Genomic DNA, 26,550 nt, shown 5'->3' on the forward strand with positions numbered 1-26,550 from the left:
ACGTCGACACGTCCGCCCCCGCCGCGCCGGCCCCCGCCGCCGTCGACCCGACGCCGGCCTTCATCGCCCCGGTCCCGATGGAGAACGACCCCGACGCTCTGTTCGCCGGGGACCGCGGCATCCTGGACGCCGACGTGCGACGCGTGCTCGTGCGGATCCTGCAGCGGCGGTTCCTGCTGGCCGAGAACTCCCCCGCCGAATGGAAGCTGCTGCTCGAGCACCAGCAGATGATCGAGTCGCGGCTGAACGACCTGTTCGTGCGGCTCGTCGTCGACCACGAGCGCGGCGTCGCCTACAAGGAGCAAGTGCGCAGCGACGAGGTCGAGGTGCCGATCCTGCTCAAGGACGAGGCCTACTCGCGCGCCGAGACGCTCGTGCTGGTGTATCTGCGCACGGTGTTCCAGCGCGAGACCACCGCGGGTGCGCCGTCGGCGCGCGTCGACGTCGAAGAAGTCGAGCAGACGGTCCTGACGTACTTCGCCGAGAGCGACGGCACCCGCGCGAGCCAGCAGCGAGCGGTCCGCACCGCGATCGCGCGCCTCGACCGCGAGGGGATCATCGAGGAGGAGTCCGAGGGGCGCTTCCGCATCGGACCGCTCATCGAGATCGTGCTCAGCGCCGAGGTGCTGCGCGAACTGCAGAAGTGGCTCGACGCGCAGACGACGGATGCCGCGACCGCGACGCCGTCGGCGGGCGAGGCGCCGGCATCCGACACGGCCGAGGGAGAACTGGCATGACGATGCTCGAGACGCTGTTCGGCCTCATCCCCGCCGCCTCGCGCGGTCAGCAGTGGGTCGCCCACGAGCTCCAGCTGATCAACTGGGGCGGCTACGACGGAGAGCACCGCGTGCGCTTCGCGCCGACCGCGACGCTGCTGTGCGGCGGTTCCGGATCGGGCAAGTCCACGCTGATGGACGCCTACGTCGCGCTCATGATGCCCCACACGACCCCCTTCAACGGCGCCTCCAACGGCGCGGTCGTCGGGCGCCCCCGCGGGCAGGAGCAGCGCAACATCCTCTCGTACGGCCGCGGCAAGCTCGACGAGTCCCGCACCGACGAGGGCACGAAAGTGCGGGTGCTGCGCGGCGACGGCACCGACACGTGGACGGCGATCGCGATGACGTGGGTCGACCACGACGGCGCGCGGTTCACGGCCGTGCGCGCCTGGTACTTCCCCGCCTCGGCGCGCGTCCTCGACGACGCGGTCAAGGTGCGCGGAACCATCCATGGCGACTTCGACCTGCGCGGGCTGGAACGCGCTGCGCAGCAGCATCTCTCCGACGCCGCGGTCCGTGCGACAGGCCTGGACACCCTCGCGACCGACCGCGAGTTCTCGGCGCGGTTGCACGCGGTCCTCGGCATCGGCGCGGCCGGTTCCGGCGCGAAGGCGATGAGCCTGCTCGCGCGCATCCAGGCGGGGCAGCAGATCACCACCGTCGACGACCTCTACAAGCGCATGGTGCTGGAGGAGCCCGAGACCCTCGCGACCGCCGAGGCCGTCGTCGCGCACTTCGACGGCCTCGAGAGCACCCGCACCCGCATGCTCGAGGCGCGCCAGCAAGTGCGGGCGCTGCAGCCGATCCGCACGATGAAGGCGCGCATCGACGAGGCCGCCGAACGCGTGCGCATCATCGAAGCCCTGGGGCGCTTCGGCGACCCGGCCTCGCGCGCGTCGCTGTGGCGCGCGCAGCGCCGCGTCGATCTGCTCGGCGCCGTCGAGGACGAACTGCGCGAACGCACCCACGCCACCGACGCGCTCGTGCGCGAACGCCAGGCCCTCGCCGACGCCGCCGAAGCGGAGCGCGACGGACTCGGCGACGTGCTGCGGGCCGCCGGCGGCGACCGACTCGACGCGGCGCAGCGCGAGCTCCGCGCCCTCGAGCGTCGCCGCGCCGGGATGGTGCGCGACCGCGAGCGTTTCGAGGCCGCTCTGGCGGTGCTCGGCGCCGAGGTCGGCACCGCGAAGCAGTTCGCGGCGCTGGCCGACGACGCCCGCCGCACTCTCGGCGACGCGGATGCCAAGACCGCGGTGCGCGACGCCTTCGTCACCGCGAGCAGCCGGCACACCGAGGCGCGTCAGCAGCTCGCGACCCTCGAGACCGAGCACCGCCGCACCCAGACGCGCGACGACAACATCCCGCCGCGGCTGCACGAGGCGCGCGAGGCGCTCGCCGAAGCCGCCGGGCTCACTGCCGCGGAGCTGCCGTTCGTCGCCGAGCTCGTCGACGTCCGCACCGAGTTCGAGCCGTGGCGCGGGGCGTTCACCCTCGCCCTGGGCGGTTTCGCCACGACCCTCCTCGTGGATACCGCGCACCTGGCATCCTTCCGCGCCGCGATCGACGGCGTGCGGCTGTCGGAGCGGCTGCGGTTCGAGGGTGTGTCGACCGGCCTGCCCGAGCGCGCCGGGTTGGACCCGGCCACTCTCCCCGGGCGCCTGGACTACCGCAGCACCCCGTTCACGGGCTGGCTGCAGGACCGCCTGGAGCAGCAGTTCTCGTTCGTGTGCGTGGATGCCGCACGCGAGCTGTCGCAGCACCGGATGGCCCTCACGATCACGGGGCAGACCAGCCAGGGCGCGCGCGGTGCCCACGGCGGTTCGGTGCGGCAGAGCATTCTCGGGTTCTCCAGCCGTGCGCGCCTGAGCGACCTGGGCGAGCAGATCGCTCGAGCCCGCGCCGACCTCGCTTCGGCCAAGACCGCCGTCGACGAGGCCGCGGCCGCCCTCGACGCGTTCGACGACCGGCGCAGCGCCCTGGAGAAGATCGCCGACCTCACGTGGGAGCAGGTGGACACGGCATCCGTCGATCGCGAACTCGAACGCTGGAACGAGACGATCGCCGAGGTGACGGCCGGCAACCCCCGCATCGCCGAGTTGCAGGAGCAGATCTCGGGGACGCGTGCCCGCGCCGCGCGCCTGCGCGAGGAGATCGGCGCGGCGAAGACCGAGCAGCAGCGGCTCGCGGCCCGGTGGGCCGAGGTCACCGACGAGGTCGACGCCGCCCACGCGCGACTCGAGGATGCCGAGGACGCCGGTCTCACCCTCACGGCCGACGAAGCCGCCTACCTCGACGCCCTCTTCGTCGCCCCCGACGGCGAGGACCGGTCGCCGTCCGAACGCCTCGCGCGGTTCGACGCGGCCCTCGAGTCGGCGTCGAAGCGCCTGCTCGAGGACCAGCGCGCCGCGCAGGAGACCTGGAGCGACCAGCGCGAGGGCCTGCGGCGCACCCTGACCGTCTTCATCGACCGGTGGCCGAGCCCGAACCTCCTCGCCGATCCCGACGAGTCGCTGGGCGACTTCGAGCGGATCCTCGCCGACCTCGAGGCCAGCGGCCTGCACGAGATCGAGGCCGAGTGGCGCGACAGTCTGCTGCGCCTCTCGGGCAACGACCTCACGAACCTCGACTCCTCGCTCACGCGGGCGCTGCGCGAGATCCGCGACCGCATCGCCCCGATCAACGAGATCATGCGCGACCTGCCGTTCTACGACGACGACCACCGCCTGCAGATCGTTCCGCGCGAGAGCCAGTCCGAGGTGCGGCGCCGATTCCGTCGCGAGCTGCGGGACGTCCGCGCGGCGATCGACGCGGCCGGGAGCGACGAGGAGCGAGAGGCCGTGTACGCGCGGATGGCGCGGCTCATCGGCCGCATCCGCTCCACCGCCCCCGACTTCGCCGACCTCATCGACGTGCGCAACCACGTGCGGGTGAGCGCCGAGCGCTTCCGTGCCGCGACCGGCGAGCACGTCGCGCTGTACGACCACATCGGCGAGAAGTCCGGTGGCGAGTCGCAAGAGCTCATCGCGTTCATCGTCGGCGCCGCGCTGCGCTACCAGCTCGGGGATGCCGGGGCCGAACGCCCCCGGTACGCCCCGGTGTTCCTCGACGAGGCGCTCATCAAGGCCGACGCGCACTTCACCAAGCGCGCGATCGGCGCATGGCGGGGTCTCGGCTTCCAGCTCGTCATCGGCGCGCCGAACGACAAGTACAGCGCGATCGAGCCGCACGTCGACGTGGAGTACGACATCCTCAAGGACACCCGCGGCCGGTCGTGGGCGAAGGCCAAGGTGGCGCTGCCCGCGTAAGCCCGGGCACGCGCCACCACCGCCGTCTCGCTCACATCGCGATCGACGGCAGCTCTCCGTCGCCCGCACCGGCCGGGCGAGCAGGCTCGCTCTCGCCGACGGGACCCACAGATGCCGTCGGCCGCGCCGTGCGGTCGACCGAGAAGGTGAAGACGTCGGGGCGCGCGTAGTGGCCGACGGGGTCCGCGAATCCCTTCGCGATGCCGATGGCGTCGAGGTCGAGGTCGGCCACGGCGAGACCCTCGCGGGTCGGATCGATCGGCTCGCTCAGGAGCGCTCCGTCGGGGCCGTAGATCCCCGCGGCCCCGCCCCCGGCGAAGCCGGGGACGTTATTCATGACGCCGTTGGCCATGAGCACGAAGACCCCGCCCTCCATGGCGTAGGTCCGGCTCATCGCGATCGACGCCTCGGCGGAGAACTGGGCCAGCTGATCGCCGAACGGCGGCCACGCTCCGACGTGGATCTGCTCGTGCTGCGCGTACATGCTGAACTTCAGGAGCGGCTGCAGGTGCTCCCAGCAGTTGAGCGCCCCGAGTCGTCCGAGCGGCGTGTCGATGACCTGCAGCCCCGATCCGTCCCCCTCACCGAACAGCGTGCGTTCGACGAACGTCGGCTTGAGCTTGCGGCGGTGCAGCAGCACGTCGCCGTCCGGACCGATGATGACCTGCGCCATGTAGAGCGACCCGTGGTCCCGCTCGCTGAGACCGAGCACCACGCTGATCTCGTGTTCGGCGGCCGCCTCGCGGATGCGCGCGATCTCCGGTCCGTCGATGTGTGGCGAGTTCGCGCGGTAGAGGGCGGCGAGGGGAATCTGCTCTCCCGCCGTCATCCCCCACAGGAAGAGGGGGTATCCGGGCAGCCAGGTCTCGGGGAAGGCGACGATGTCGGCGCCCTCGCCGGCGGCCTGTCCGATGATCTCCACCGTCTTGGCAGTGGTCGCCTCGAGGTCGAACCAGACGGGCTCGGCCTGAACGGCAGCGGCGCGGACGCGGGTCATGAGATCTCCTTCATCGTGGGAGCCGGGCGATCCGAACGTCCCACCGGCTGACGGAAAACTACGGCCGGCCCCTCGCATCCGGGGAGTCCCGATCTGCACGGAACCTGGCATTCTCCGCAGGATCGCGGCCGCGCAACATGACCGTTACACGAGCGACGCTCGCGTTCGACGCCCCGACGTCCGGCGACAACACGCACGAAACCCCCTGCCGCCACACTGGTCGCATGGTGACGGCACGGCTCACGGCGGGCGAGCGTTGGCAGGAGCTCGCGTCCGACCTGTTCGTCCCGCTTCACGTCACCGGTGATGGACCCGCTCCGCGCGTGCGCGTCGACTACGAAAGCGTCGCCGACGTCTCCTACTCGCGGGTCCGCTCGACCCGGGGCGAGGTCGTCCGCGCGGAAGAGCTCATCGATTCCGTCGATTCGGAGATCGCCCTCTTCTCCCTCCAGCTGCGCGGGTCGGGGCGCGTGGCGCAGCGAGGCAGGACCACCGTCGTCCGCCCCGCCGAGGGCGTGCTGTATCTCGCGGACGCTCCCTATCGCCTGACGTTCCCCAGCGAGGTCGACATCCTCGTCGTGCGGGTGCCCACCCCCGCCTTGGGGCTCTCGATGGATCGGCTGCGGCAGGTGGTGGCGGCGCCACTGCGCACGTCCCGGGCGGGCACGTTGGGCTTGCTCGCGCGAGTCGTCGGTTCGTCGCTCGCGGGCCGCGGCCTGTTGTCGTCGCCGGCGGAGACCGCCCGGGTGAGCGCGGAGCTGCTCAGGGAGGTCTTGGCCCACCACTCCGGGACGCCCTTGCGCTCACGCTCCCCCGCGGCCCTGCGCGCGGACGTGCGCGCCCGCATCCTCCGCAGCGTCGCCGACCCCGGGCTCCGGGTGAGCACGCTCGCCGACGCGGCCGGGGTGTCCGAACGCACGGTCCACGCGGCGTTCGCGGAGGTGGGGAGCAGCCCCGCGGCCGAGATCCGCCGCACCCGTCTCGAGCGCTCTCGGCGACTGCTCGAGACGACCAGCCTGTCGATCGTCGAGATCGCGCTCGCCTGCGGGTTCTCCGACCCGACGTCGTACACGCGCGCGTTCCGACGGCAGTGGCAGCTCACCCCGGCCGCGCACCGCGGCCTCGAGAGTTCTCATCCGCCGCCTACGCGGTGACCAGGGTCACGGGCGCGAGGCGGACGGCATCCACCGCCTCGAGACCACGGTCCTGCGGGGTGTCGCACAGCTCGTCGAGACGCAGATCCCGCAGAGCCGCCTCCGCCGCCACGCGGGCGACGATCGACCGAACGAGAAAGACCGTCGAGCGAGCCCGGTCGGCATCGGACCCGAGCGCGCGCTCGACGGCGTTCAGCAGACCGTCCAGTCGCTCGTCGTGGCAGCGGGCGTCGTCGGCACCGATCCAGTCGAGGAGTTCCGAAACAGTCCACTTTGGGTCTATTGGACTCGTAAAGACGCGCTCTCTTGATCTCAGGTCGCTCATTGGACCACCCTCGCCCATCTGAATCGACCAGAGAAAGCTCCACTTGGCTCCCTGTGGACCGATATTTCCCGCCAGACGTGCGCCGCCCACACCCGCCGCGCGCGTGACCCCATCCCCCGGGACCGCTCGCGGCTCGGCGAGTGCACGCCCACGGCGAACGCCTCCTCGGGAATTCTCGGTCCCGTCTCTACGCTGTGTGCTGAGGGCGCGGTGAGAGGCGGTTGGGGATGCAAGGACTCGAGGTCACGGTTCTGCTCGGGCTCGCGATGCTCGTCGGGACCGTGCTGGCCCCGCGCCTGCGCGTGGCCACGCCGCTCGTGCTGCTGGTGATCGGCTTGGCGCTGGGATTCGTGCCGGAGCTGCGCCAGATCGAGCTCCCGCCCGAGACGGTGCTGTTGCTGTTCCTGCCCGTCATGCTGTTCCGCGAGGCGTGGACCACCTCCCTGCGCTCGGTGCGTCGGTCGCTGCGGTACATCGTGCCGATGAGCACGGTGCTGGTCGTGGCATCCGCGTTCGCCGTCGCCGGGGTCGCGACGTGGATGGGTGTGCCGTGGGAGGCCGCCCTCGTGCTGGGCGCGGCGGTCGCCCCGCCGGATGCCACCGCGGTCGCCGCGCTCGGCCGGCTGCTGCCGGAGAAGACGTTCATGAAGCTCAAAGCCGAGAGTCTCACCAACGACGGCACGGCGCTCGTGCTGTACTCCATCGCGGTGTCTCTCCTCATCGGCAACCAGGTCACGCCGTGGCAGATCACCGGGATGGTGCTGGTGTCCTACCTCGGCGGCGCGGCCGCCGGCATCGCCGTCGCGGCCCTCGCGTTCCTGGCGCTGCGCCGCATGGAGTCGACGCTCACGATCAACCTGACGCTCCTGCTGGTGCCTTTCGTGGCGTTCCTCGTGGCCGAGATCTCCCACGCGTCGGGCGTCTTGGCGGTCGTGTTCGCCGGGCTCATCGTGGCCTGGATCTCTCCCCGGATCACCACGGCGATGTCCCGGCGGGCGGCGGATGCCACGTGGCCCTTCGGCGTCTACCTCCTCAACGGCGCCCTGTTCGTCCTCATCGGGATCGAGGTGCAACTGGTCCTCCACGAGATCTCGCCGTCGGAGATCGGCATCCTGCTGCTGGTCACCGTGGCCGCGTGGCTCGTGCTCGCCGCCGTGCGGTACCTGTTCCAGTGGGTGTTCTCGCCGTTCTCGCGGCCGTCGGCCTCGGCGTCGACGTCGTCCCGGCACCGCTCGCGGGTGGTCAGCACGGTCGCGGGGTTCCGCGGCGCCGTGTCGCTCGCGATCGCCCTGTCGGTGCCCCTCACCACCGCCGACGGCACGCCGGTGGCGGGACGCGAGGCCGTCGTCTTCGTCACAGCCGGCGTGATCGTGCTGACCCTGCTCGTGCAGGGGCCCCTCCTCCCGGTCGTGATCCGGTGGGCGAAGCTGCCCTCCGACGATGCGGCGGTGGAGGAGTTCGAGCTCGCGCAGCGCGCGATCTCGGGTGCGGCGCTCTCGGCGCTCGACGACCTGGCCGCCGAGCACGGGGTCAGCGACGACGTGCGCGACCGCGCACGACGCGAGGGCTACGAGCGGTTGGAACTGGCGAACGCCCGCGCCGTGGCGCGGCAGCGCGCCGCCGAGGAGCGTGACCGCGAGGAAGAGATGGACGACGGCGGGGACGAGGCCGCGTCGCGCATGGGACCCGTCCCCCCGGGATCGACGGACGACGAGGGGCGACGGACCGCGGGCCCCCTGGAGATGATCGCCGTGAGCGACGACGTCGACATCACCCAGCGCTCGCCGCTCCTCCGGCATCGCGAAGCCACGCGACTTCGTCTGGCGATCCTCGACCGCAAGCGCGAAGTGCTGCTGCGTCTGCGCCGGGAGGGCACGATCGACGACCTCGTGGCGCGGCGGATCCTCGCCGACCTCGACATCGAGGAGATCCGCGCGCGCGGCCTCGACCGCGACGGCGACTGACGCCGCGCCCAGAACAGGCGATGCACCCGCAACAGGCCGATCGCGCCGCCGGTATCAGCCTGTTCTCGGCGCATCCCCTGTTCTCGTGACATACCGCCGCGCGCGAGCGCCGAGACATCACGCGCCGGGAACGACCAGCCCGCTCTCATACGCGGCGATGACCAGTTGCGCGCGGTCGTGCGCGCCGAGTTTGAGCATCGTGTTCTTCACGTGCGTCTTCGCGGTGTGCGGAGAGATGAACAGCACCGCGGCGATCTCGTCGTTGGAGCGCCCGCGCCCCACGTGCTGGAGCACTTCGCGTTCCCGTTCGGTGAGAGCGTCGAGCGCGGGCGACGAGACGGGAGCGTCGGATGCCGCGTGCCGGACGTACTTCTCGATCATCGCGCGCGTGGCCGCCGGTGACAGCAGCGCGCCGCCCTCGTCGACGGCGAGGACGGCGTGCACGATCTCCTCGGGCTCCGCGCCCTTGCCGATGAACCCACTCGCGCCGGCGCGCAGGGCCGCGACGACGTAGTCGTCCTCTTCGAAGGTCGTGAGGATCAGGACGCGCGTCGCGGCCAGGGCGGGATCGGCGCAGATCCGGCGCGTGGCCTCGATCCCGTCCATCCGCGGCATCCGGATGTCGCACACGACGACGTCGGGCGACAAGCGGCGCGTGAGCTCCACGGCCACCTCTCCGTCAGCGGCCTCGCCCACGACGTCGATCGCGGGCGCCGCGTCCAGGAGGTCGCGCACCGCGCTGCGGATGAGCGCCTGATCGTCGACGACGAGCACGGTGGTCACGAGAGCCCTCCGGGGGTGGTCCCTGCGTGCGCGGCCAGGGGAAGCCGGGCGGCGAGACGGAAGCCGCCGGGAGCCGGCCCCGCCTCCAGCTCGCCACCGACCGAGTCGACACGTTCCCGCAGACCGACGAGTCCGAAGCCGGACGGCGGGGAGTCCTGCGCCCCGGTCGCGCCCTGCCACGGATTGGTGACGACGACCTCGAGAACGTCGCCGTCGCGGCGCAGCAGCACGTGCGCGCGCCGGGCGGCGCCGTGCTTGAGCGCGTTGGTCAGCCCCTCTTGCACGACGCGGTAGGCGACGATGTCGACGCCGAGCGGCAGACCCGCCGTCGCCGTGTCGAGACCGATCTCGTCGCGCACCACCACGTCCCAGCCGGCGACGCGGACGGACTCGACGACGTCCGGAAGTCGGGCGAGCCCCGGCTGATCGCGGATCCCGAGTTCGTCAGGGGTGCGGAGCACGGTGAGCATCGACCCGATCTCGCCCAGCACCTCACGGGAGGCCGAACGGATGGTCGCGAGCGCTTCTCGCGCGCGTTCCGGACGCGTCTCCAGCGCCGACGAGGCGACGCCGGCATTCAGGCTGATGACCGAGATCTGGTGCGCCACGGCGTCGTGCAGGTCGCGCGCGATCCGCAACCGCTCCTCGGTGACCCGGCGACGCGCCTCGGCCTCGCGCGTCTGCTCGGCACGTCGGGCGCGTTCGACGACGGCCTCCACGTACGCGCGCCGCGACCGGGCGGCATTCCCCAGCGCACCCGCGAGGGCGAGGACGAGTCCGACCTGGAGGAAGTGGGTGTCCATCCCGGTCGTCAGCGTCACGACGATGCTCGCCGTGACGACCACACCGACGGCGGCGATGCCCACCGGCGCCGCCGCGCGACGGCTCACCCGGTCACCCAGGCCATACGCCGCGATCGCGATCGCGACCGTCGCCCCCGGCGACAGCGTGCCGAGGGCGAGCGCGGCCACGTACAGCGCGATGCAGACGACGAACACCGTGCGCGGCCACCGTCGACGGAGCGGCAGCACCGCCGCGGGGAGGAGCACCAGGACGAACACGACGGGGCCGGAGGGCCGCAGCTCGGGGAACGGAACGGGAGCGAACGCCGGCACGATCACGAGGACCGCGACCAGGACGTCCTGAAGCCACCTCGGCACGGGAGGCACGAGCCGTGGGACGGTCTCGGTCGTGGGTGCGGAGGGCATCGTCCTAGTCTGGCGGCCCGCGGGGCGCGCGGCCATCGCCGTCTCGGGGCAGACGCAGATCCCCCCGTGGGGGTAGACACCCACCCCGCGGGAGCGACGCGCACGCCGACGGTCGCGGCAAGGGTGGGACCATGACACCCGAAAACCCTCCCCCGCTGTTCTCCGTCACCGACCTGCACAAGTCGTACGGCCGCGGCTCCGCCCGCTTCGACGCGCTGCGCGGCGTCTCGCTCGACATCGCCAAAGGGGAGAGCCTCGCGATCGTCGGCAAGAGCGGCTCCGGGAAGTCCACGCTCATGCACCTGCTGGCGCTGATGGACGCTCCCACGAGCGGAACCGTCGCCTTGGACGGAACGGATGCCGGCACCCTCCGCGGCCGCCGTCTCAACCGCACGCGCAACGAGACGTTCGGCTTCGTGTTCCAGCAGTTCTTCCTCACCCCCAACGCGTCGGTCCTCGACAACGTCGTGCTGCCGTTGAAGATCGCCGGGGTCGGGAGGGCCGAACGTAAACGCCGCGGGATGGCGGCGCTGGCCGAACTCGATATGCAGGACAAGGCGAAGAACAAGGCGACCGCGCTCTCGGGCGGCCAGAAGCAGCGCGCGGTCATCGCCCGTGCGCTCGTCAACGACCCGCAGGTGATCTTCGCCGACGAGCCCACCGGCAACCTCGACACGACGACCGGCGCGGTGGTCGAGGACATCCTGTTCCGCCTCAACCGCGAGCACGGCATCACCCTCATCGTCGTCACGCACGACGACGATCTCGCGGCGCGCTGCGACCGCCGCATCCAGATCCGCGATGGCGTGATCGTGTCCGAGGAAGGACGAGCAGCATGAAGACCACCGACCTCGTCTCGAGCGCTTTCGCCAACACCTTCCGGTCCAAGACGCGGACGATCCTGACGGTACTGGCGATCTTCGTCGGCGCCTTCACCCTCACCCTGACGAACGGTCTCGGGACGGGCATCAACCGGTTCATCGACGACACGGTCGCGTCGATGGGCGCCTCCGACGTGCTGACCGTGTCGAAGGCGTCCACCGACGGCGCGGCATCCTCCGGCCCTCAGAAGTACGATCCCGATGCCATCGCGGCGGCGCAGACGAGCCCGGGCCGGCCGGGATCGACGAGCTCCGTCTCGGCGTTGACCGACGAGGACATCGCCGCGATCGAGGGCGTCGACGGGATCGAGCAGGTCTCGCCCGTCCGGTCCGTGTCGATCGACTTCGTCCAGTACGACGGCGGGGAGCGCTACGTCGCCTCAGCCGGTGGGCTCATCGGAGGTCAGACGCCGCAGCTGTCGGCGGGCGCGGCACCGGACGACGCCGCGGATGCACCGGAGGTGGCTCTGCCGGCGTCGCTCGTCGACCCCCTGGGCTTCGCCGACGCCGCGGACGCGACGGGGAAGACCGTGACGATCGCAGTGACCGACCCCGTCCGGACGCAGCACCTCGTCGAGGCCACGGTGACCGGCGTCACCGAGGAGGCGTTCGCCGCGACCACAGCGGTCACGACCAACACCGCGCTGCAGGACTCCCTGTTCTCGCTGCAGAACACGGGCGTTCCGCAGGACCAGCTCGACCGGTACGCCGGCGCGAGCGCCCGAGTGTCGTCGACGGCGACGCCGGAGCAGATCGACGCGGTGAAGACCGCTCTCGCAGACGCCGGTTACACGGGCCGGACCGTCGCCGACCAATTGGGCACGTTCAAGGCCGTCATCGACGGGATCGTGCTCGTGCTCAACGCGTTCGCGATCATCGCGCTGCTGGCGGCGAGCTTCGGCATCGTCAACACGCTGCTGATGTCGGTGCAGGAACGCACGCGCGAGATCGGTCTGATGAAGGCGATGGGGATGGGCAGCGGCCGCGTCTTCTCGCTGTTCAGTCTCGAGGCGATCCTCCTGGGTCTCCTCGGCAGCGCGATCGGTGCCGTGGTCGCCATCGCGGTCGGGACCGCGGTGAGCGCTCAGCTCGGCGAAACGCTGTTCAGCGATCTGCCGGGCCTGCAGCTCATCGCCTTCGACCCGCTGTCGATCCTGGGGACGACGCTGGCGATCATGGGCATCGCGTTCCTGGCCGGCAGTCTGCCCGCCGCGCGAGCCGCCCGGGCCGACCCCGTGGAGTCGCTGCGCTACGAGTAGTCCCGACGGGGCGCGGAGGCGACGCCTTCGCGCCCCTGACCGCCCTCTCGTTCGTGTAACGATCACGGCGACCGGTCGGGGGCGGCTTTATCGTCGGGGCATGCGCAGATCCGTGGTCGGCCTGGCCCTCGTCGGCGCCCTCCTGCCGCTGACAGGGTGTGTCCCTCCGATGGTCGCGTGCCCGGCGATCGGTTACTCATCGACGCTCTTCCTCGACCTCGATACCCCCACCACCGGTCTCGCCCTCGAGCTGTGCGATGGCGAGGGATGCACGCCCTCACCGACGTCGGATTTCGAGCCCACCGAGACCGCGACCGGGTGGGTGGTGTCCCCGCTCAGCGCATTCGAGGTCGTCGGCTACCGAGTGACGGATGCCACGGGCACCGTCGTGCGCGAAGGCTCCGTCCGCCCGGACTGGAAGCGCATCGACGGCTCGGAGAGGTGCGGCGGCAACACCGAGGCTCGCGTCATCCTCTGAGCGGAGCACGGCCGAACGTCCCCGAGGGAGACCCGCGTCACGCGAGTAGCGTGGTCGGTGTGACCAAATCGCAGTGGCATCCCTCGGAGGACGGCATCAATTTCCACACCCGCAAGTGGGTCAAACCCGAGGATCTCAACGCCAACGGCACGCTCTTCGGCGGCAGCCTGCTGCGCTGGATCGACGAGGAAGCGGCCATCTACGCGATCATCCAGCTCGGCAACTACCGCGTGGTCACGAAGCTGATCTCCGAGATCAACTTCGAGGCGTCGGCGCTGCAGGGCGATCTCATCGAGATGGGCCTGACCGCGACGCACTTCGGACGCACGTCCCTGACGATGCGGGCCGTGGTGCGCAACATGATCACGCGCAAACGGATCCTCACCATCGAGCGGCTCGTGTTCGTGAGCGTCGACGAGAACGGGCAGCCGACGCCGCACGGCTACACCGACATCACGTACGACCGCGACCGGATGCCGCGCGAGCACTCCGCGACGGGCAGCATCCGCATCGAGTAGGCGCTGACGCCGGAGGAACGTGCGGGTCAGGCGCGCGAATGCGCCGACGCCCGGGCCACCTGGTCCGCCGTCGGCGTCACGCCGGTGTAGCGCGCGAACTGGCCGGCCGCCTGCAGCGCGATGACCTCGGCGCCCGTGATGACGTCCGTCCCCGCCGCGCGCGCGGCGCGGATGAACGGGGTCTCCGCCGGAAAGGCGACGACGTCGAAGACCGTGTGCGCCGCGGCGATGTGCGCGGCAGAGAAGGCCAGGGTCTCGGCATCCGCCCCGTCCATCCCGAGCGGAGTGACGTTGACGATGATCGCGGCACCGGGCTCCGGATCGTCGGCGATCCAGCCGAAGCCGTACGCCGCGGCGAGCGCGGGACCCGCCTCGGCGTTGCGCGCCAGCACGGTGACGTCGGCGAATCCAGCGCCGTGGAACGCCGCGACCACGGCCTTGGCCATGCCGCCCGATCCGCGCACGAGCACGGATGCCGCCGGGTCGAGGCGGTGGCTGTCGATGAGGCTCGCGATGGCTTCGTAGTCGGTGTTGGAGGCCGTGAGCACTCCCCCATCGTTGACGATCGTGTTGATCGACCCGATCGCCGCGGCCGAGGGCTCGATGTGATCGACGAGCGGGATCACCGCCTCTTTGAAGGGCATCGATACCGAACAGCCCCGGATGCCGAGAGCCCGGACCCCGCCGATGGCGGCGGCGATGTCGGTCGTGGTGAACGCCTTGTAGACGAAGTCGAGGCCCAGTTCGGCGTAGAGGTAGTTGTGGAAGCGCGTGCCGATGTTCGAGGGGCGCCCCGAGAGGGAGATGCACAGGGCGGTGTCTTTGCTGAGTTCGGGCACGGTGACCTCCGGATGCGGGGCGGGATTCCTCGATCGTAACGAAGCCGGGACGACGCTCTGCGGCCGCCGTGATTGCACGCACACGCATCGAGGTGAATACCATGTATGCATGGTCAAATCTGCGCGGAGCCGGGCGACCGCGGACATCGCGCACGAACTCGACACCGCACTCCAGAAAGCGATCGGACGCACCCTCAATTCCTGGGGGCGACGGTACGGACTCCTCCCTTTGACGTGGACCGTCGAGCATTGGGACGGCTATGTGACCCTCGTCGGCCGGCCACCCCGCCGGTCGAGAAAGAGGGCGCACCGGGCAGCGCAGTGGGCATCCCGGCTGAATTTCCAGACGACCGACGGCGGCAAACGGTTGTGGCTCTCGAATGCTGACGGATGGCACGTGGAAATCCAGGAGTGACGCACCCGGGTGTTCTTCACACCCCGCCACGCACCATGTATGCGTGGTATTGTCGCGACCGACGCCGGGGGGCCCGAGACGAGGACGCGATCCGTGGCACGGACCTGCCCAGCGACCCGAAGCAGCACCGCACCGACCGGCGAGTGGCTTGCCCCTGTGAGATTGGTGTCACATGCACGTTGACCAGTGGCCTACCGATGCCGCCTGCCCACCGTGGTGCAACGGATCTCATGACCACCTCGAGGCCCATGGCGCCTCCCACCGGAGCGACCCGAGGTCCGTCCCGGCCGTCGAGCGACGTCACGGCACGGACGGGCTGGCCTTCGATCACGTCGCCGCGGGAGACCTCACCGTCGGCGTCGAATCGCGATGGGGCGACACGTGGGTCTGGATCTCCCCCGAAGACAATGTCCGCCGCGGTCTCGTCCTCAGCAAGGAAAGCGCCCACCGCCTCGCCAGAATGCTGGTTGCCCTCTTAGAGGAACGCCTTCTCTGAGCCCCGCCGCTGTACGCCTCTCCACCATGCGTCACGGGTTGCGCGGAAGAAGGTCCGTGGTCGGAGGCGGCAAGAGGTCAGAGACATCGACCTCGAGGACGAGCGCAAGCGAAATGAGCGTCTGGAGGCGAGGATTCGCGGCCGTGCCCGGATTGGATTCGCCCTTTTCCAGCTTCTGATACGTGAATGTCGACAACCCCGCAGCGTGGGCCACGCGCTCTTGAGTCAACGACAGGCCGAGGCGCGCGCGCTGGAGATTCGCCCCGAGCAGGCGCGAATAGTCCGCCCACGGATCAGGCGCGCCGCTCACCACCACAGGACAAGGTTGCCGAAGAGCCACGTAAACATTGCACGCCAGTGTGGCACGTTAGTGATTCGTTATGGCGCACTCTCGCTCGTCGCCTGCACCCGACTGCCCCCGCGAGTGCCTGAGCGATCGCAGCGCCCGCGGGAGGATGTAGCCCGCGAGGTCGCTGCTCAGTTCGGTCACGACGCTCCGCGGGAGTTCCGCACGCGCGGCCGCCTCCGTGAGCGAGAGGTCGCCCGACATGTAACGGAGAACGCACACGATCGCCATGTTGACCTCGGAGCGCATCACGTCCGCCCGCGAGCTCGCGGCCCGCGAACTCGATCGATTCGCGCCGTTCTGCATCGGACCCCTCCCCCGTCGCCCCGCTCCATGTATACCACGTATACATGGTCGAACAAGAGAAGGATCCCGTGGCCGCACGGCGGGCCACCTCGCCCGTCTCCGTAGCGGTCCGGGCACGCGCAGAGCCCCGACCGACGACCCTACGGAACCCCCGCCGCCACGACCTTTCGCACGGGACGTGCCCGGTGCCGCCATCCCGCGACGGTCGGGACGATCCCTCGGGGAACGAAGAGCAGGAACAGCACCAGCACGACCCCGTACCCCGCGTACTGCAGGATCGGGCCGGCTGCGGCGGGCATCCCCGGGGCGGCGCTGAGGACGCTGAGCACCTGCAGCCACAGGCTCAGCGCCACCGTTCCCACGACACCTCCCCACACCGAGCCGAGTCCGCCGACGACGGCCATCACGACGTAGCCGAACGAGACGAACGGCGGGTAGGTGTCCTGGCTGACGTACGGCGTGAAGAAGGCGCCCAGAGCCCCGGCGAAACCCGCGAATCCGCCCGCGACAGCGAACACGGTGAGCTTGCTGCGGAGCACCGGCACGCCACTGGAGGCCGCCGCCGACTCGCTTCCGGCGAGCGCGCGGATGCCGCGCCCGAACCGCGACCGCACGAGGTTGCGGCACACCAGGATCGCCACGGCGAGCCCGGCGAGCGCCAGGTAGGAGTACACCCGTTGATCGGTCACGACGAGACCCCCGAGCGACAGCGGCGGGATGCCGAAGATCCCCACGCCCGCACCGAACAGCGGCAGTGTGGCCATCACGGTCTGGATGATCAACAGCACGGCGAGCGAACCGAACGCGAGGTAGTGGCCGCGCAGCCGCAGGAGGGGCCACCCGACGAGGGCGGCGGCCCCTGCGGCGAGGAGCGGCGCGACCACGAGAGCGAGAACCGGGGGGACGCCCAGGGTGACGGTGCCCACCGCGACGGTGAGGCCGCCCACCGCGACGAAGGCGCCCTGTCCGAGCGAGGCCTGCCCGGCGTACCCCATGAACAGCGACAGGCCGGTGACGACGATCGCGGCCAACGCGGTCTGCACTAGGAACGTCTGGTCGGAGACCAGCAGCGGGGCCAGGGCGGCCGCGACAGCGGCCACCACGATGACGATGCGGGTCATTTCGCCTCCTCGACGGTGAATGAGCGCGACCGGGCGATCATGAGGACGAGCATCATGATGAGCGCGATCTGGGTCTGGTAGGAGCCGCTGGCGTAGCCGGCGACGAGCTGTCCGGTGACGCCGAGCACCACGGCGCCGACGAAGGTCATCCAGGGGCTCCGGAGCCCGCCGAAGACCGCGGCCGCCAGCGCGCTGAGCACGAACGGCAGGTCGGAGGTCACCGAGACGGCGGTGGTCGGCGCGATCAGCACCCCGGCGAGTCCGCCCAGGACGCCCGCGATCGTGAAGGACAGCAGCCCCATGATCCGGGTGTCGATGCCCACGAGACGTGCGGCCCGGGGATTGGATGCCGCCGCGGTCAGCGCGCGACCGATGTCGGTGCGGGTGAACAGCACGCTCATGAGCGCCAGCGTCACGACGGCCACGCCGAGCACGAGGAGCCGCTGGATCTCGACCTCGGCGCCGAACAGACGGACCGTTCCGGTGAGGCCCGGAGGGGAGACCGGGTTCTGCCCCCACACCGCGATGATCACGGCGGCGGACACGAGAGACATGCCCAGGGTGATCAGGAGCGAAGTCATGGGGTGCGTGCCGGGTTTTCCGATCGCCACGGCGCCCACGACGAACCCGATGAGCCCCACCACGATCACCGCCGACAGCTCCGCCAGCCCCGGGGGCACGCCGAGCTGATGGAAGGTCTGCGACAGGAACGCGCCGAACACCACGAAGGAGCCCTGGGCGAAGTTCAGCACGTGGGTCACGCGGTACACCACGACGATGCCGCTGCCGACGAGAGCGAACGAACCGGCGAGAGTCAGTCCGCTCAGCAGATATGTGGCGAGATCGCTCACGAGGGGTTCTCCTGTCCGTCGAAGCCGCCGAGGTACGCCGCGCGCAGTTCCGGTGCGGCGGCCAACTGCGCGGTCGGTCCGTCCGCGACGATGCGTCCGGCGTCGAGCACGTATGCCCGCGAGCACAGCTCGAAGGCGAGCCCGACCTCTTGCTCGATGAGCAGCACGGCCGTCTCCCGGTCGGCGTTCAGCTGGGCGAGGTGCCGCACCAGATCGGCGGCGATGAGCGGGGCGAGCCCGAGGGAGAGCTCGTCGATGACGAGCAGGTCGGGCTCGGCCATGAGGGCACGACCCACCGCGACCATCTGCTGCTGCCCACCCGAGAGGGTGTCCGCCCGCTGGCGCCGCACCCGGCGGAGGTCGGGGAGCAGGTCGTACACGGCGTCGGTGTCGCGGCGCCGTCTCCGCCACGCCCCGAGGCGCAGGTTGTCGTCGACGCTCAGGTCGCCGAACATCTGCCGCCCCTCGGGGACTTGCGCGACGGTGCCGTCGGCCCGCACGGTGCCCGACGCCGGACGCACGAGCCCGCTGACGGCATCCACGAGAGACGTCTTGCCCGCGCCGTTCGGACCCACGAGGGCGACCAGTTCGCCCGCACCCACGTGCAGCGACACCCCGTCGAGAGCCGTCGCCGCTCCGTAGCGGACGACCAGATCGGTCACGTCCAGCATCATGCGGCCGTCTCGCTTCCCAGGTAGGCGGCGATCACCGCGGGGTCGCGGCGGATCTCGTCGGGCGTGCCGTCGGCGATCAGCCGACCGAGGTCGAGCACCGCGATGCGGTCCGCCAGGGCCGTCACCATCGCGACGTCGTGCTCGACGAGCAGAATCGTGATGCCGTCCGCGTGGAGCTCGCGCAAGAGGGCCCGGAGGTCCTCGCGCTCGTCCGCCCGCAGCCCGGACGCGGGCTCGTCCAGCAGCAGTACCCGCGGACGGGCCGTCAGCGCTCGGGCCACCTGCAGCCGGCGCTGCTGCCCGAGCGGGAGCTGCTCGGCACCGCGGTCGGCCCAGTCCGCGAGACCGACGCGCTCGAGCGCGGCGCGGGCATCGGCCATGATCGCGGTCTCCTCCCGCCGGTGACGCGGAAGCCGGAGGGCGGCCTCCACCGCCCCCGCCCCGGTGCGCGCGTGCGCACCGACGGCGACGTTCTCGCACACGGTCATGCTCGGGAACAGCCGCGCGCCCTGGAAGACGATCGCGATTCCCCGGCGCGCCCGGCGGTGCGCGGGAAGGCGATCGATGCGCTCGCCGTCGAGACGGATCGTTCCCTCCTGCGGGCGGAGGTGACCGCTGATCAGGCCGAACAGCGTGGACTTGCCCGCCCCGTTCGGCCCGATCACCCCCCGAAGCTCGCCGGGAGCGACCGAGAAGGAGATGTCGCGATTCGCGTAGACGCCGCCGAAGCGGCGGGACAGACCCCACACTTCGAGCCCTGCGGACGGTGCGGTCGTGTTCACTGGGGCAGCTCGGTCGCGAACTTCTTCGTCGCGTACTCGGTCGGAACCCACGCGCCGCCAGTCACCTGGAAGATCGCCAGGGACGTGGCATCCAGGCCCATGTGGTCGGTGGGGCTGTAGGAGTAGTGCCCGTTCGAGGTCAGCAGATCGGTCTGCTCGAGCGCGTCACGGACCTTCTGACGGTCGGTGGAGTCCGCGCGGTCGATCGCCGAGGCCAGGAGCTCGACGCCCGAGGCGCCGCCGAAGGCGAACTCCGGAGGGTACGCGCCGGCGTTGGCCTCCATCCAGGGCTGGGCGATCGCCATGACCTTGGTCTTGTACGCGCCGTCGGGGAGCGCCTCACCGGCCATCGCCACGGTCGCCGCGGCGATGACGCCCTCGGCGGCGTCACCCGCGGGCTGGAGGTAGAGGTCGGAGGCCTCGGCTCCCGTGAAGTACGTGTCGATGCCCTTGCCGGCGATCTGCTTGGTGATGATCACCGGTGCCGGACCCGCACCCCAGACGACGAACGCGTCGGGCTGCGCGGCGACGACCTTCGTGATCAGCGGCGTGAAGTCGGTGGCCGTCTGGTCGTACGCCTCGTCCAGGACGACCTGGATGCCGGCTTCCTCGGCGAACTGCACGGTCGCCTTGTCGCCGTTGCCGCCGTACAGGTCGCCGCCGGTATAGCCGATGGCCAGGGTCTTCACGCCCTGCGCGACCCAGTAGTCCACGAGCGCGCGGGCGTAGACGGCGGGAACGGGCGGCGAGGTGAAGGCGTACGGGTTGCTGCCGTCGGCGAACGCGTCGACCGGGCTGAGCGCGATCGTGGGGATCTTCGCCGACTGCGCCGTGCTGCCGACCGCGGTCGCCGCCGACACGAAGCTGCTGGCGAGCATCGCCGAGTAGGACGGGTCGGAGGCGAGCTGGTTGAACTGCTTCACCGACTCGGTGACATCGGCTTTGTCGTCGACGACGGTGAGCTGCACCTGACGCCCGTCGATGCCGCCGGCGGCGTTGATGTCGGCGACGACGCGCTCGGCCGCCTCCTTGTCGCCCTGCCCCAGGGCCGAGAGGAAACCGGTCAGGGGGACGACCATTCCGATCTTCACGGGTCCCGACGCGGAGTCGGGCGAGGTCGTGGCACCGCCGGAGCAGGCGCTGAGGGCGAGGGCGAGGGCGGCCGTGGCGACCACGGGGACGGTTCTGCGCATGGACTTCTCCTGGTTCGTCGTTGAACACGGACCCACTGGGGTCGGCGGCCATTGTCGCGGGGCGGAGAACGGTCCCGTCTATCCGTGAAATGACGTAATCGGCGGCCGAACCTCACCGTGCCCGACACGACCCGCACATAATGAAAGCCACCGAGAGCAAGGACGCATCGCCGTGATCAGAGAGCCGCGCAGCGAGTTCGTGGGGCGTCGACGCGAGTTGGAGTCCCTGGCTGGCGAGCTCGCCCACGCCCGGCTCGTGACGCTCACCGGGGTCGGCGGAGTAGGGAAGACCCGGCTGGCGGTGCGGGCGGCGAACGCGCACGCGTTGCGCACGTCCACGAGCGTGTTCTTCGTCGGACTCGACGCGGTGAGCGATCCGCGCCGGGTCGCCGAGGCCATCGCGCACGCGCTGCCGTACGGCGAGCTCTCGGCGCGCGGACCGCTGGAGTTCATCATCGATGTCCTCAGCGGAGAGACGGCGTTGATCGTGCTCGACAACTGCGAGCACCTCATCGACGCGGTCGCCTCCGTGGTCGACGATCTCCTCGACGCGCTCCCCCGGGTGACGATCGTGGCCACGAGCCGGCGCCGGCTCGACGTCGACGGAGAGCAGGTGTTCGCCGTTCCGCCGCTGACCACCGACGCCGCGGGTGACGAGCCGGCGGACGCAGTGGCCCTGCTGGTGGCACGCGCCCGCGCGGGAGATTCCGGATTCGCCCTCGCCCCCGCGGAGATGGCGGCGGCGGCGCAGCTGTGCCGGGCACTGGACGGGCTGCCCCTCGCGATCGAGCTGGCCGCCGCACGTCTGCGCACGCTCTCCGTCGTCGAGCTCGGACGCCGGCTGTCGCAGAGGTTCACGCTGCTGCGCGCCGGTACGCGCGCTCCGGTCTCGCGACAGCGGACGTTGCGCGCGGTGGTGGACTGGAGCTACGAGCTCTGCACGCCGGCGGAGCGCGGGTTGTGGGCGGCGCTGAGCATGTTCTCCGGGCCGTTCGATCTGAAGGCCGCCGTCGCGGTCGCCGGCGGAGACGACGCCGCCACCGTCGACACCCTCGATCAGCTGATCGAGCAGTCGGTCGTCGAGGCCGACCGCGACTCGGGCCGGTTCCATCTGCTCGAGACGATCCGCAGCTATGGCCGTGACCGCGCGGAGGAGGCCGGGGACCAGCCGCGCCTGGTCCGTCGCCACCTGGAGCACTACGCCGGGCTCGCGCGTCTGGCCCGCACGCACTGGTACGGCCCCGCGCAACGCAAGATCCTCGGCGGTCAGCGGGCGGACCGGGCGGAGGTGGATGCCGCGCTGCGCACGGCCGTGGCGCTGGACACCGACCGCGCGCTGGAGCTCTTCTCCGATCTGCGCTATCACTGGGGCGTCGGCGGTTTCCTCACGGAGGGACGCCGGTGGGCACGCCGGCTCCTTGCCCTGCCCGGGGGCTCTGCCGCCGCCCGGGTACCGGCGCTGCTGGTCTCGGCATGGCTGTGCGTGCTCCAGGGGGCGCTGGAGGAAACGCAAGCGCACCTCGACGATGCGCAGGCGCTTCTACCTCTGGTCCCGGAGCCCGAGGCGGGGCTGTGCGAGGTCGAGTTACGCCGGTGGAACGGCAGCCGGGCGCTGTTCGCGGGCGAGGGCGAGCGCGCCCGCGACGAACTGCTGCGCTCGATCGGGCTCGCGCGGGCGCTCGGACGCCCGGAGGAGGCGCTCGTCGCCCAGTTCCAGCTCACCGTGACGCGCACCCAGCTCGGGCTCGCGGATGCCGCCGCACCCGCGCGCGAGGCCTTGCGGTACGCCGAGTCCATCGACGAGCGGTGGGTGCGCTCGCTGGCGATGTGGGCGATCGCCCTGGCGCTGTACGCCGACGGCGACCTCGACGAGGCCGAGCGTCACGCACGCGACGCACTGGTGCTCGAGGAGGGGATCGACGACCCCGTCGGAGACTGCCTGGTCCTGGAGCTGCTGGGCTGGATCGACGCCGCCCGCTCCCCCACCGAGCGCACCGCTGTCCTGCTCGGCGCGGCGCTCAGCTGGTGGCGGCGGATCGACTCGGGCATCGCGGTGCACGGTCCGCACATGGTCGCGCAGCACGACCGGTGCGTGGCGACCGTCCGGCAGCGCCTCGGCGACGAGGCGTTCCGACGCCTGTCGGCGATCGGTGAGCGACTGTCGCCCGCCGAGGCCGCGGCGTTCGCCGGAGCACCGGGCCGGCCCGCGGCGGGGCTGAGCGCCCGCGAGAGCGAGGTGGCCGCCGGCATCCACGAGGGTCTCAGCAACCGGGAGATCGCCGAGCGCCTGGTGCTGTCGGTGCGCACGGTCGACACGCACGTGCAGCGCATCCTCGCCAAGCTCGGGTTCACCTCCCGGGCGCAGATCGCGGCCTGGTACCAGTCGACGTTGAGCGCTGTTCGGTAGTCCTACGGATACCGTGCCCCCGCGGCGCGACGGAGACTGGGGGCGCGACGACGTCGAGGTCGTCCCCGTCCGAGGACCCTTTCCCCTCCCCGCATCCTTCTCGTCCACGGGGCCTGGGCCGGCCCCTGGGTGTTCGATCGTCTCGCCGAGGAGCTCCGCGGGCGCGGTTTCCTCGTCGCCACCGTCGCCCTGCCCACGATCGGCAGCACCGTCGACATGTACGCCGACGCGGCTGCGATCACCGAGAAACTGGATGCCGCTGACGGGCCGGTGACCCTGATCGCCCACTCCTACGGCGGCATCCCCACGACGCAGGCGGGCGACCACCCCGCCGTGGAGCGGATCGTCTACGTGGCCGCGTTCGCCCTCGATGCCGGAGAGACGCTGCAGCAGGCGGTCGGCGGGGGCTTCCCGGAGTTCTGGGGCGTCGCCGACGGCATGGTCTCGATGGGCCGGTCCCGTACCGAACGGATCGCCATGGTGAGCGCCGATCTGCCGCTCGACGCGCCCGCCGATCTCGCGGCGCAGATCGCCGACACGTTCCGGCCGCAGTCGCTCGCGGCGTTCACGACACCGGTGACCCGCGTCGCCTGGCGCGCGAAGCCGACGACCTATGTGCTCACCGAGCGCGACGCGCTCGTGCCCACGCCCTTCCAGGAGCACCTCGTCGCCCGCATGGGTGCCGACGTGGTGCGCGTACCCACGGGGCACACGCCGTTCGAGGACGACCCGGTGTGGTTCGCCGGCGTGCTCGCGGATGCCCTCGAGACCGCGGAGACGAGCCGATGAGCGCTGTCACCGCCCCGGCGTTCGCGCCCGGTCGCCTGTTCATCGACGGGCGGTGGCGGGATGCCGCCGACGGCGGCCGCATGGACGTCCTCGCTCCGTCGACGGGAGAGAAGATCACCGACGTCGCCCGTGCGACCGTGGCCGACGTCGACGCGGCCGTCGCCGCCGCCCGCGCCGCGTTCGACGACGGGCCCTGGCCGCGGATGTCGAGCCGGGAGCGGGCTCGCATCCTGCAGCGGGCCTACGCGCTCATGCGCGAAAGAGCCGAGGAGCTCGCCCAGGCCGAGAGCCTCGACGTCGGCAAGCCCATCACCTTCGCCCGCGTCGTCGATGTCAACAACGCGGCCGAACTGTACGAGTACTACGCCGCGCTCGGGCACCGGCTCGACGGGGACGTCCGCGAGATCACCGCCGACGTGCACGCGTACGTCCGGCGCGAACCCCTCGGGGTGGTCGCCGCGATCACCCCGTTCAACTTCCCGCTGATCCTCTCGAGCACGAAGATCGCCCCGGCCCTGGTCGCCGGCAACACCGTGGTGCACAAGCCCGCGAGCGACACTCCGCTCACGGCCCTGCTCATGGCCGATCTGCTGCGCGAGGCGGGCGTCCCCGACGGGGTGTTCAACGTCGTGACCGGACCCGGCGCCGCCCTCGGCGACCACCTGGTCGCTCACCCGGACGTCGACAAGGTCGCGTTCACCGGATCCACCGAGATCGGGGCCCACGCGGCGGCGCTGGCGGGACGCAGCCTGAAGCCGTTCACCGCCGAGCTCGGCGGCAATGCCGCGAACATCCTGTTCGCGGACGCCGATCTCGACCGCGCCATCCACACCGTGATCTCGGCGTTCGTCTTCAACGCCGGACAGTTCTGCATGGCCGGCCCGCGGCTGCTCGTGGAGCGCTCGGTCTACGGTGTCGTGCTCGGCATCCTGAAAGACGCCGTGCCGCAGGTGCCGTTCGGCGACATCGCCGACCCGGCCACCGTCATCGGCCCGCTCGCGAGTCGCGTGCAGCTCGAGAAGGTCGCAAGCATGGTGGAGCGGGCCCGGGCGACCGGTGCGCGGGTCGTGACGGGCGGTCACGCCGTGGAACGGGACGGCGGCTTCTTCTACGCCCCCACGGTCCTCGCCGATCTCGATCCCGACGCCGAGATCGTCGTCGACGAGGTGTTCGGGCCTGTTCTGACGGTGCAGCCCTTCGACACGGAGGACGAAGCGATCGCACTCGCCAACGGCACGCGCTACGGCCTGGCCAGCGGCATCCAGACGTCCGACCTCGCGCGGGCGCACCGCGTCGCCGCCCGCCTGCGCGCGGGGATCACGTGGGTGAACGGCTGGGCCGTGCTCGACCCCGCGGTGCCGTTCGGCGGCGTGAAGGCGTCGGGGTGGGGCCGCGAAGGCGGTCCCGAGGCGCTGGAGTCGTATCAGAAGCCGCATTCGATCGTGTTCGACCTCGGTGGTCGGGCATGACCGCGGGGCGCGCCGCGATCATCGAGGCGCCCGGGCGGATCGTCGTCGCCGACGTCGAGTACGCCGATCCCGGGCCGGGCGAGGTCCTCGTGCGGCTCACCGCGACGGGGCTCTGCCACACCGATCTCGGGGTGCTCGCCGGCGGCATCCCGTTCCCCACCCCCGAGATCATCGGACACGAGGGGGCGGGACGCGTCGAGAAGGTCGGGCCGGGCGTCACCGCGGTCTCTCCCGGGGATGCCGTGCTGCTGAGCTTCACCTCGTGCGGCGCGTGCGACTCCTGCGTCAGCGCCCATCCCGCGTACTGCGACACGTGGCTCCCCCGGAACCTCCTCGGTGGCCTCCGGCCGGAGGGGTCGGCCGGGGTCACCCGCGACGGCGAGCCGGTGGCGTCGCACTTCTTCGGGCAGTCGTCGTTCGGGACCTCCGCGATCGCCGACGAACGCAGCCTGGTTCCCGTCGCCGATGACGCCGACCTCACCGTCCTCGCCCCGCTCGGATGCGGGGTGCTCACCGGCTTCGGGTCGATGTGGAACGTGCTGGATCCCGGCCCCACCGACGTGGTGGCCGTGTACGGGGCCGGGGCCGTCGGCCTGTCGGCGATCATGGCGGCGGCGATGCGGGAGCCGGCCCGGATCATCGCGATCGATCGGGTCGCCGCGCGGCTCGATCTCGCCCACGAACTCGGGGCGACCGACACCGTCGACGCGTCCAGCGAGGACGTCGCCGCACGTCTCGCCGCGCTCACCGGGGGACGCGGCGTCACTTTGACGTTCGACACCACCGGCCATCCCGGGGTCGCGCGCACCGCGCTGGATGCCGCCGCCGTCCGGGGGACCGTCCTCGTGTGCGGCGCGCCACCGCCGGGCACCGAGATCGCCGTCGACATCCAGGGGATCCTCAGCGGCAAGGTCCTGCGCGGCGTGACGATGGGCGACACGGAGCCCCGCGATCTCATCCCCCGGCTCGTCGCGCTCCACGCCGACGGGCGCCTGCCGCTGGAGAAGCTCGAGAAGCGCTACGCCCTCGACGACATCGCGAGCGCCATCGATGACATGCACAACGGCAGGACCGTCAAGCCGGTGATCGTGTACTGAGAGCATCCGGGTGTACTGAGAGCATCCGGCCCCTGCGGTGGCGTGCCGGGCCCGTGTCGCGAGGGGACCGACCCGCCTCGCAGGCGCGCCTGACGCGCGCGGCAGGCTCACCCACCC

At 71.2% G+C, this 26,550-nt stretch carries 24 protein-coding genes; 13 read left to right on the top strand and 11 right to left on the bottom strand.

Annotated elements, in window-relative coordinates:
• Window positions 1–77 precede the first annotated feature (77 nt).
• Window positions 78–737 (top strand): DUF4194 domain-containing protein, encoded by a 660-nt coding sequence (locus FE256_RS11320; protein ID WP_252370989.1) that lies wholly within the window; start codon window positions 78–80, stop codon window positions 735–737.
• Window positions 734–4,081, top strand: a complete 3,348-nt coding sequence (locus FE256_RS11325; RefSeq protein WP_138175668.1) for an ATP-binding protein — start codon at window positions 734–736, stop codon at window positions 4,079–4,081. The genes FE256_RS11320 and FE256_RS11325 overlap by 4 nt, the downstream gene beginning before the upstream one ends.
• A 31-nt stretch (window positions 4,082–4,112) precedes the next feature.
• Here the strand turns inward: FE256_RS11325 and FE256_RS11330 are convergent, their stop codons facing one another.
• Entirely contained in the window at window positions 4,113–5,078 is a 966-nt protein-coding gene (locus FE256_RS11330; RefSeq protein ID WP_138175670.1) for a carbon-nitrogen hydrolase family protein, read from the bottom strand.
• A 224-nt stretch (window positions 5,079–5,302) separates the two neighbouring features.
• On the opposite strand from FE256_RS11330, the gene FE256_RS11335 reads away from it, so the two are divergent.
• Window positions 5,303–6,232: an AraC family transcriptional regulator gene (locus FE256_RS11335; RefSeq protein WP_171024309.1), complete on the top strand. Its 930-nt coding sequence runs from the start codon at window positions 5,303–5,305 to the stop codon at window positions 6,230–6,232.
• Here FE256_RS11335 and FE256_RS11340 read toward each other — a convergent pair.
• Window positions 6,222–6,557 (bottom strand): hypothetical protein, encoded by a 336-nt coding sequence (locus FE256_RS11340; protein ID WP_138175674.1) that lies wholly within the window; start codon window positions 6,555–6,557, stop codon window positions 6,222–6,224. The genes FE256_RS11335 and FE256_RS11340 overlap by 11 nt on opposite strands.
• 227 nt (window positions 6,558–6,784) lie before the next feature.
• Here FE256_RS11340 and FE256_RS11345 point away from each other — a divergent pair, with 227 nt between their 5' ends.
• Window positions 6,785–8,521, top strand: coding sequence for a Na+/H+ antiporter (locus FE256_RS11345; RefSeq protein ID WP_138175676.1), 1,737 nt, complete (start codon window positions 6,785–6,787; stop codon window positions 8,519–8,521).
• Window positions 8,522–8,638: 117 nt separating this feature from the next.
• Here the strand turns inward: FE256_RS11345 and FE256_RS11350 are convergent, their stop codons facing one another.
• Window positions 8,639–9,304 (bottom strand): response regulator transcription factor, encoded by a 666-nt coding sequence (locus FE256_RS11350; protein ID WP_138175678.1) that lies wholly within the window; start codon window positions 9,302–9,304, stop codon window positions 8,639–8,641.
• Window positions 9,301–10,512 (bottom strand): sensor histidine kinase, encoded by a 1,212-nt coding sequence (locus FE256_RS11355; protein WP_138175680.1) that lies wholly within the window; start codon window positions 10,510–10,512, stop codon window positions 9,301–9,303. Before FE256_RS11355 ends, FE256_RS11350 begins: the two co-directional genes overlap by 4 nt.
• 131 nt (window positions 10,513–10,643) lie before the next feature.
• Here FE256_RS11355 and FE256_RS11360 point away from each other — a divergent pair, with 131 nt between their 5' ends.
• The 4 genes from FE256_RS11360 to FE256_RS11375 all read left to right on the top strand — a co-directional run bounded on the left by FE256_RS11360 (window position 10,644) and on the right by FE256_RS11375 (window position 13,648).
• The gene (locus tag FE256_RS11360; RefSeq protein ID WP_138175682.1) at window positions 10,644–11,351 is read left to right on the top strand and encodes an ABC transporter ATP-binding protein; all 708 of its coding nucleotides are present in this window, start codon (window positions 10,644–10,646) and stop codon (window positions 11,349–11,351) included.
• A complete protein-coding gene (locus FE256_RS11365) occupies window positions 11,348–12,652 on the top strand; it encodes an ABC transporter permease (protein ID WP_138175684.1) in 1,305 nt (434 codons plus the stop codon). Before FE256_RS11360 ends, FE256_RS11365 begins: the two co-directional genes overlap by 4 nt.
• A gap of 100 nt (window positions 12,653–12,752) precedes the next feature.
• Window positions 12,753–13,130, top strand: coding sequence for a hypothetical protein (locus FE256_RS11370; protein ID WP_138175686.1), 378 nt, complete (start codon window positions 12,753–12,755; stop codon window positions 13,128–13,130).
• Between the two features lie 59 nt (window positions 13,131–13,189).
• Window positions 13,190–13,648, top strand: a complete 459-nt coding sequence (locus FE256_RS11375; RefSeq protein ID WP_138175688.1) for an acyl-CoA thioesterase — start codon at window positions 13,190–13,192, stop codon at window positions 13,646–13,648.
• 26 nt (window positions 13,649–13,674) lie between these two features.
• On the opposite strand, the gene FE256_RS11380 is transcribed toward FE256_RS11375, so the two are convergent.
• Window positions 13,675–14,487 carry a shikimate 5-dehydrogenase gene (locus FE256_RS11380; RefSeq protein ID WP_138175690.1) on the bottom strand — a complete coding sequence of 271 codons (813 nt, stop codon included), beginning with the start codon at window positions 14,485–14,487 and terminating at the stop codon, window positions 13,675–13,677.
• A 109-nt stretch (window positions 14,488–14,596) separates the two neighbouring features.
• On the opposite strand from FE256_RS11380, the gene FE256_RS11385 reads away from it, so the two are divergent.
• Window positions 14,597–14,902 carry a hypothetical protein gene (locus FE256_RS11385; protein WP_138175692.1) on the top strand — a complete coding sequence of 102 codons (306 nt, stop codon included), beginning with the start codon at window positions 14,597–14,599 and terminating at the stop codon, window positions 14,900–14,902.
• 527 nt (window positions 14,903–15,429) lie between these two features.
• Here FE256_RS11385 and FE256_RS11390 read toward each other — a convergent pair.
• From FE256_RS11390 to FE256_RS11415, 6 genes are all read right to left on the bottom strand, one after another.
• Complete coding sequence (locus tag FE256_RS11390) at window positions 15,430–15,714, bottom strand: helix-turn-helix transcriptional regulator (protein WP_252370988.1); 285 nt, start codon at window positions 15,712–15,714, stop codon at window positions 15,430–15,432.
• Window positions 15,715–16,190: 476 nt separating this feature from the next.
• Window positions 16,191–17,171 carry a branched-chain amino acid ABC transporter permease gene (locus FE256_RS11395; protein ID WP_212743507.1) on the bottom strand — a complete coding sequence of 327 codons (981 nt, stop codon included), beginning with the start codon at window positions 17,169–17,171 and terminating at the stop codon, window positions 16,191–16,193.
• Window positions 17,168–18,022, bottom strand: a complete 855-nt coding sequence (locus FE256_RS11400; RefSeq protein WP_138175696.1) for a branched-chain amino acid ABC transporter permease — start codon at window positions 18,020–18,022, stop codon at window positions 17,168–17,170. The genes FE256_RS11395 and FE256_RS11400 overlap by 4 nt, the downstream gene beginning before the upstream one ends.
• On the bottom strand, window positions 18,019–18,693 hold the full coding sequence (locus FE256_RS11405) for an ABC transporter ATP-binding protein (protein ID WP_252370990.1): 675 nt from the start codon (window positions 18,691–18,693) through the stop codon (window positions 18,019–18,021). Before FE256_RS11405 ends, FE256_RS11400 begins: the two co-directional genes overlap by 4 nt.
• Window positions 18,693–19,478 (bottom strand): ABC transporter ATP-binding protein, encoded by a 786-nt coding sequence (locus FE256_RS11410; protein WP_138175700.1) that lies wholly within the window; start codon window positions 19,476–19,478, stop codon window positions 18,693–18,695. The genes FE256_RS11405 and FE256_RS11410 overlap by 1 nt, the downstream gene beginning before the upstream one ends.
• Window positions 19,475–20,671 carry an ABC transporter substrate-binding protein gene (locus FE256_RS11415; RefSeq protein WP_138175702.1) on the bottom strand — a complete coding sequence of 399 codons (1,197 nt, stop codon included), beginning with the start codon at window positions 20,669–20,671 and terminating at the stop codon, window positions 19,475–19,477. Before FE256_RS11415 ends, FE256_RS11410 begins: the two co-directional genes overlap by 4 nt.
• 172 nt (window positions 20,672–20,843) lie before the next feature.
• Here FE256_RS11415 and FE256_RS18470 point away from each other — a divergent pair, with 172 nt between their 5' ends.
• From FE256_RS18470 to FE256_RS11435, 4 genes are all read left to right on the top strand, one after another.
• Window positions 20,844–23,078, top strand: coding sequence for an ATP-binding protein (locus tag FE256_RS18470; protein WP_138175704.1), 2,235 nt, complete (start codon window positions 20,844–20,846; stop codon window positions 23,076–23,078).
• 93 nt (window positions 23,079–23,171) lie between these two features.
• Window positions 23,172–23,867, top strand: a complete 696-nt coding sequence (locus FE256_RS11425) for an alpha/beta hydrolase (protein WP_289508582.1) — start codon at window positions 23,172–23,174, stop codon at window positions 23,865–23,867.
• Window positions 23,864–25,336, top strand: a complete 1,473-nt coding sequence (locus FE256_RS11430; RefSeq protein ID WP_138175708.1) for an aldehyde dehydrogenase family protein — start codon at window positions 23,864–23,866, stop codon at window positions 25,334–25,336. Before FE256_RS11425 ends, FE256_RS11430 begins: the two co-directional genes overlap by 4 nt.
• Window positions 25,333–26,433: an NAD(P)-dependent alcohol dehydrogenase gene (locus FE256_RS11435; RefSeq protein WP_138175710.1), complete on the top strand. Its 1,101-nt coding sequence runs from the start codon at window positions 25,333–25,335 to the stop codon at window positions 26,431–26,433. The genes FE256_RS11430 and FE256_RS11435 overlap by 4 nt, the downstream gene beginning before the upstream one ends.
• The last annotated feature ends 117 nt before the right edge of the window (window positions 26,434–26,550 follow it).

Origin of the sequence: Microbacterium sp. 5K110 (assembly GCF_005774735.1) — a bacterium.
Classification (GTDB): Bacteria; Actinomycetota; Actinomycetes; order Actinomycetales; family Microbacteriaceae; genus Microbacterium.

Coding starts and splice junctions, on each gene's coding strand:
- FE256_RS11320 (WP_252370989.1), top strand. CDS start 78: ATGGAGAACGACCCCGACGCTCTGTTCGCCGGGGACCGCGGCATCCTG.
- FE256_RS11325 (WP_138175668.1), top strand. CDS start 734: ATGACGATGCTCGAGACGCTGTTCGGCCTCATCCCCGCCGCCTCGCGC.
- FE256_RS11330 (WP_138175670.1), bottom strand. CDS start 5,078: ATGACCCGCGTCCGCGCCGCTGCCGTTCAGGCCGAGCCCGTCTGGTTC.
- FE256_RS11335 (WP_171024309.1), top strand. CDS start 5,303: ATGGTGACGGCACGGCTCACGGCGGGCGAGCGTTGGCAGGAGCTCGCG.
- FE256_RS11340 (WP_138175674.1), bottom strand. CDS start 6,557: ATGAGCGACCTGAGATCAAGAGAGCGCGTCTTTACGAGTCCAATAGAC.
- FE256_RS11345 (WP_138175676.1), top strand. CDS start 6,785: ATGCAAGGACTCGAGGTCACGGTTCTGCTCGGGCTCGCGATGCTCGTC.
- FE256_RS11355 (WP_138175680.1), bottom strand. CDS start 10,512: ATGCCCTCCGCACCCACGACCGAGACCGTCCCACGGCTCGTGCCTCCC.
- FE256_RS11360 (WP_138175682.1), top strand. CDS start 10,644: ATGACACCCGAAAACCCTCCCCCGCTGTTCTCCGTCACCGACCTGCAC.
- FE256_RS11365 (WP_138175684.1), top strand. CDS start 11,348: ATGAAGACCACCGACCTCGTCTCGAGCGCTTTCGCCAACACCTTCCGG.
- FE256_RS11370 (WP_138175686.1), top strand. CDS start 12,753: ATGCGCAGATCCGTGGTCGGCCTGGCCCTCGTCGGCGCCCTCCTGCCG.
- FE256_RS11385 (WP_138175692.1), top strand. CDS start 14,597: ATGGTCAAATCTGCGCGGAGCCGGGCGACCGCGGACATCGCGCACGAA.
- FE256_RS11395 (WP_212743507.1), bottom strand. CDS start 17,171: ATGACCCGCATCGTCATCGTGGTGGCCGCTGTCGCGGCCGCCCTGGCC.
- FE256_RS11405 (WP_252370990.1), bottom strand. CDS start 18,693: ATGCTGGACGTGACCGATCTGGTCGTCCGCTACGGAGCGGCGACGGCT.
- FE256_RS11415 (WP_138175702.1), bottom strand. CDS start 20,671: ATGCGCAGAACCGTCCCCGTGGTCGCCACGGCCGCCCTCGCCCTCGCC.
- FE256_RS11430 (WP_138175708.1), top strand. CDS start 23,864: ATGAGCGCTGTCACCGCCCCGGCGTTCGCGCCCGGTCGCCTGTTCATC.
- FE256_RS11435 (WP_138175710.1), top strand. CDS start 25,333: ATGACCGCGGGGCGCGCCGCGATCATCGAGGCGCCCGGGCGGATCGTC.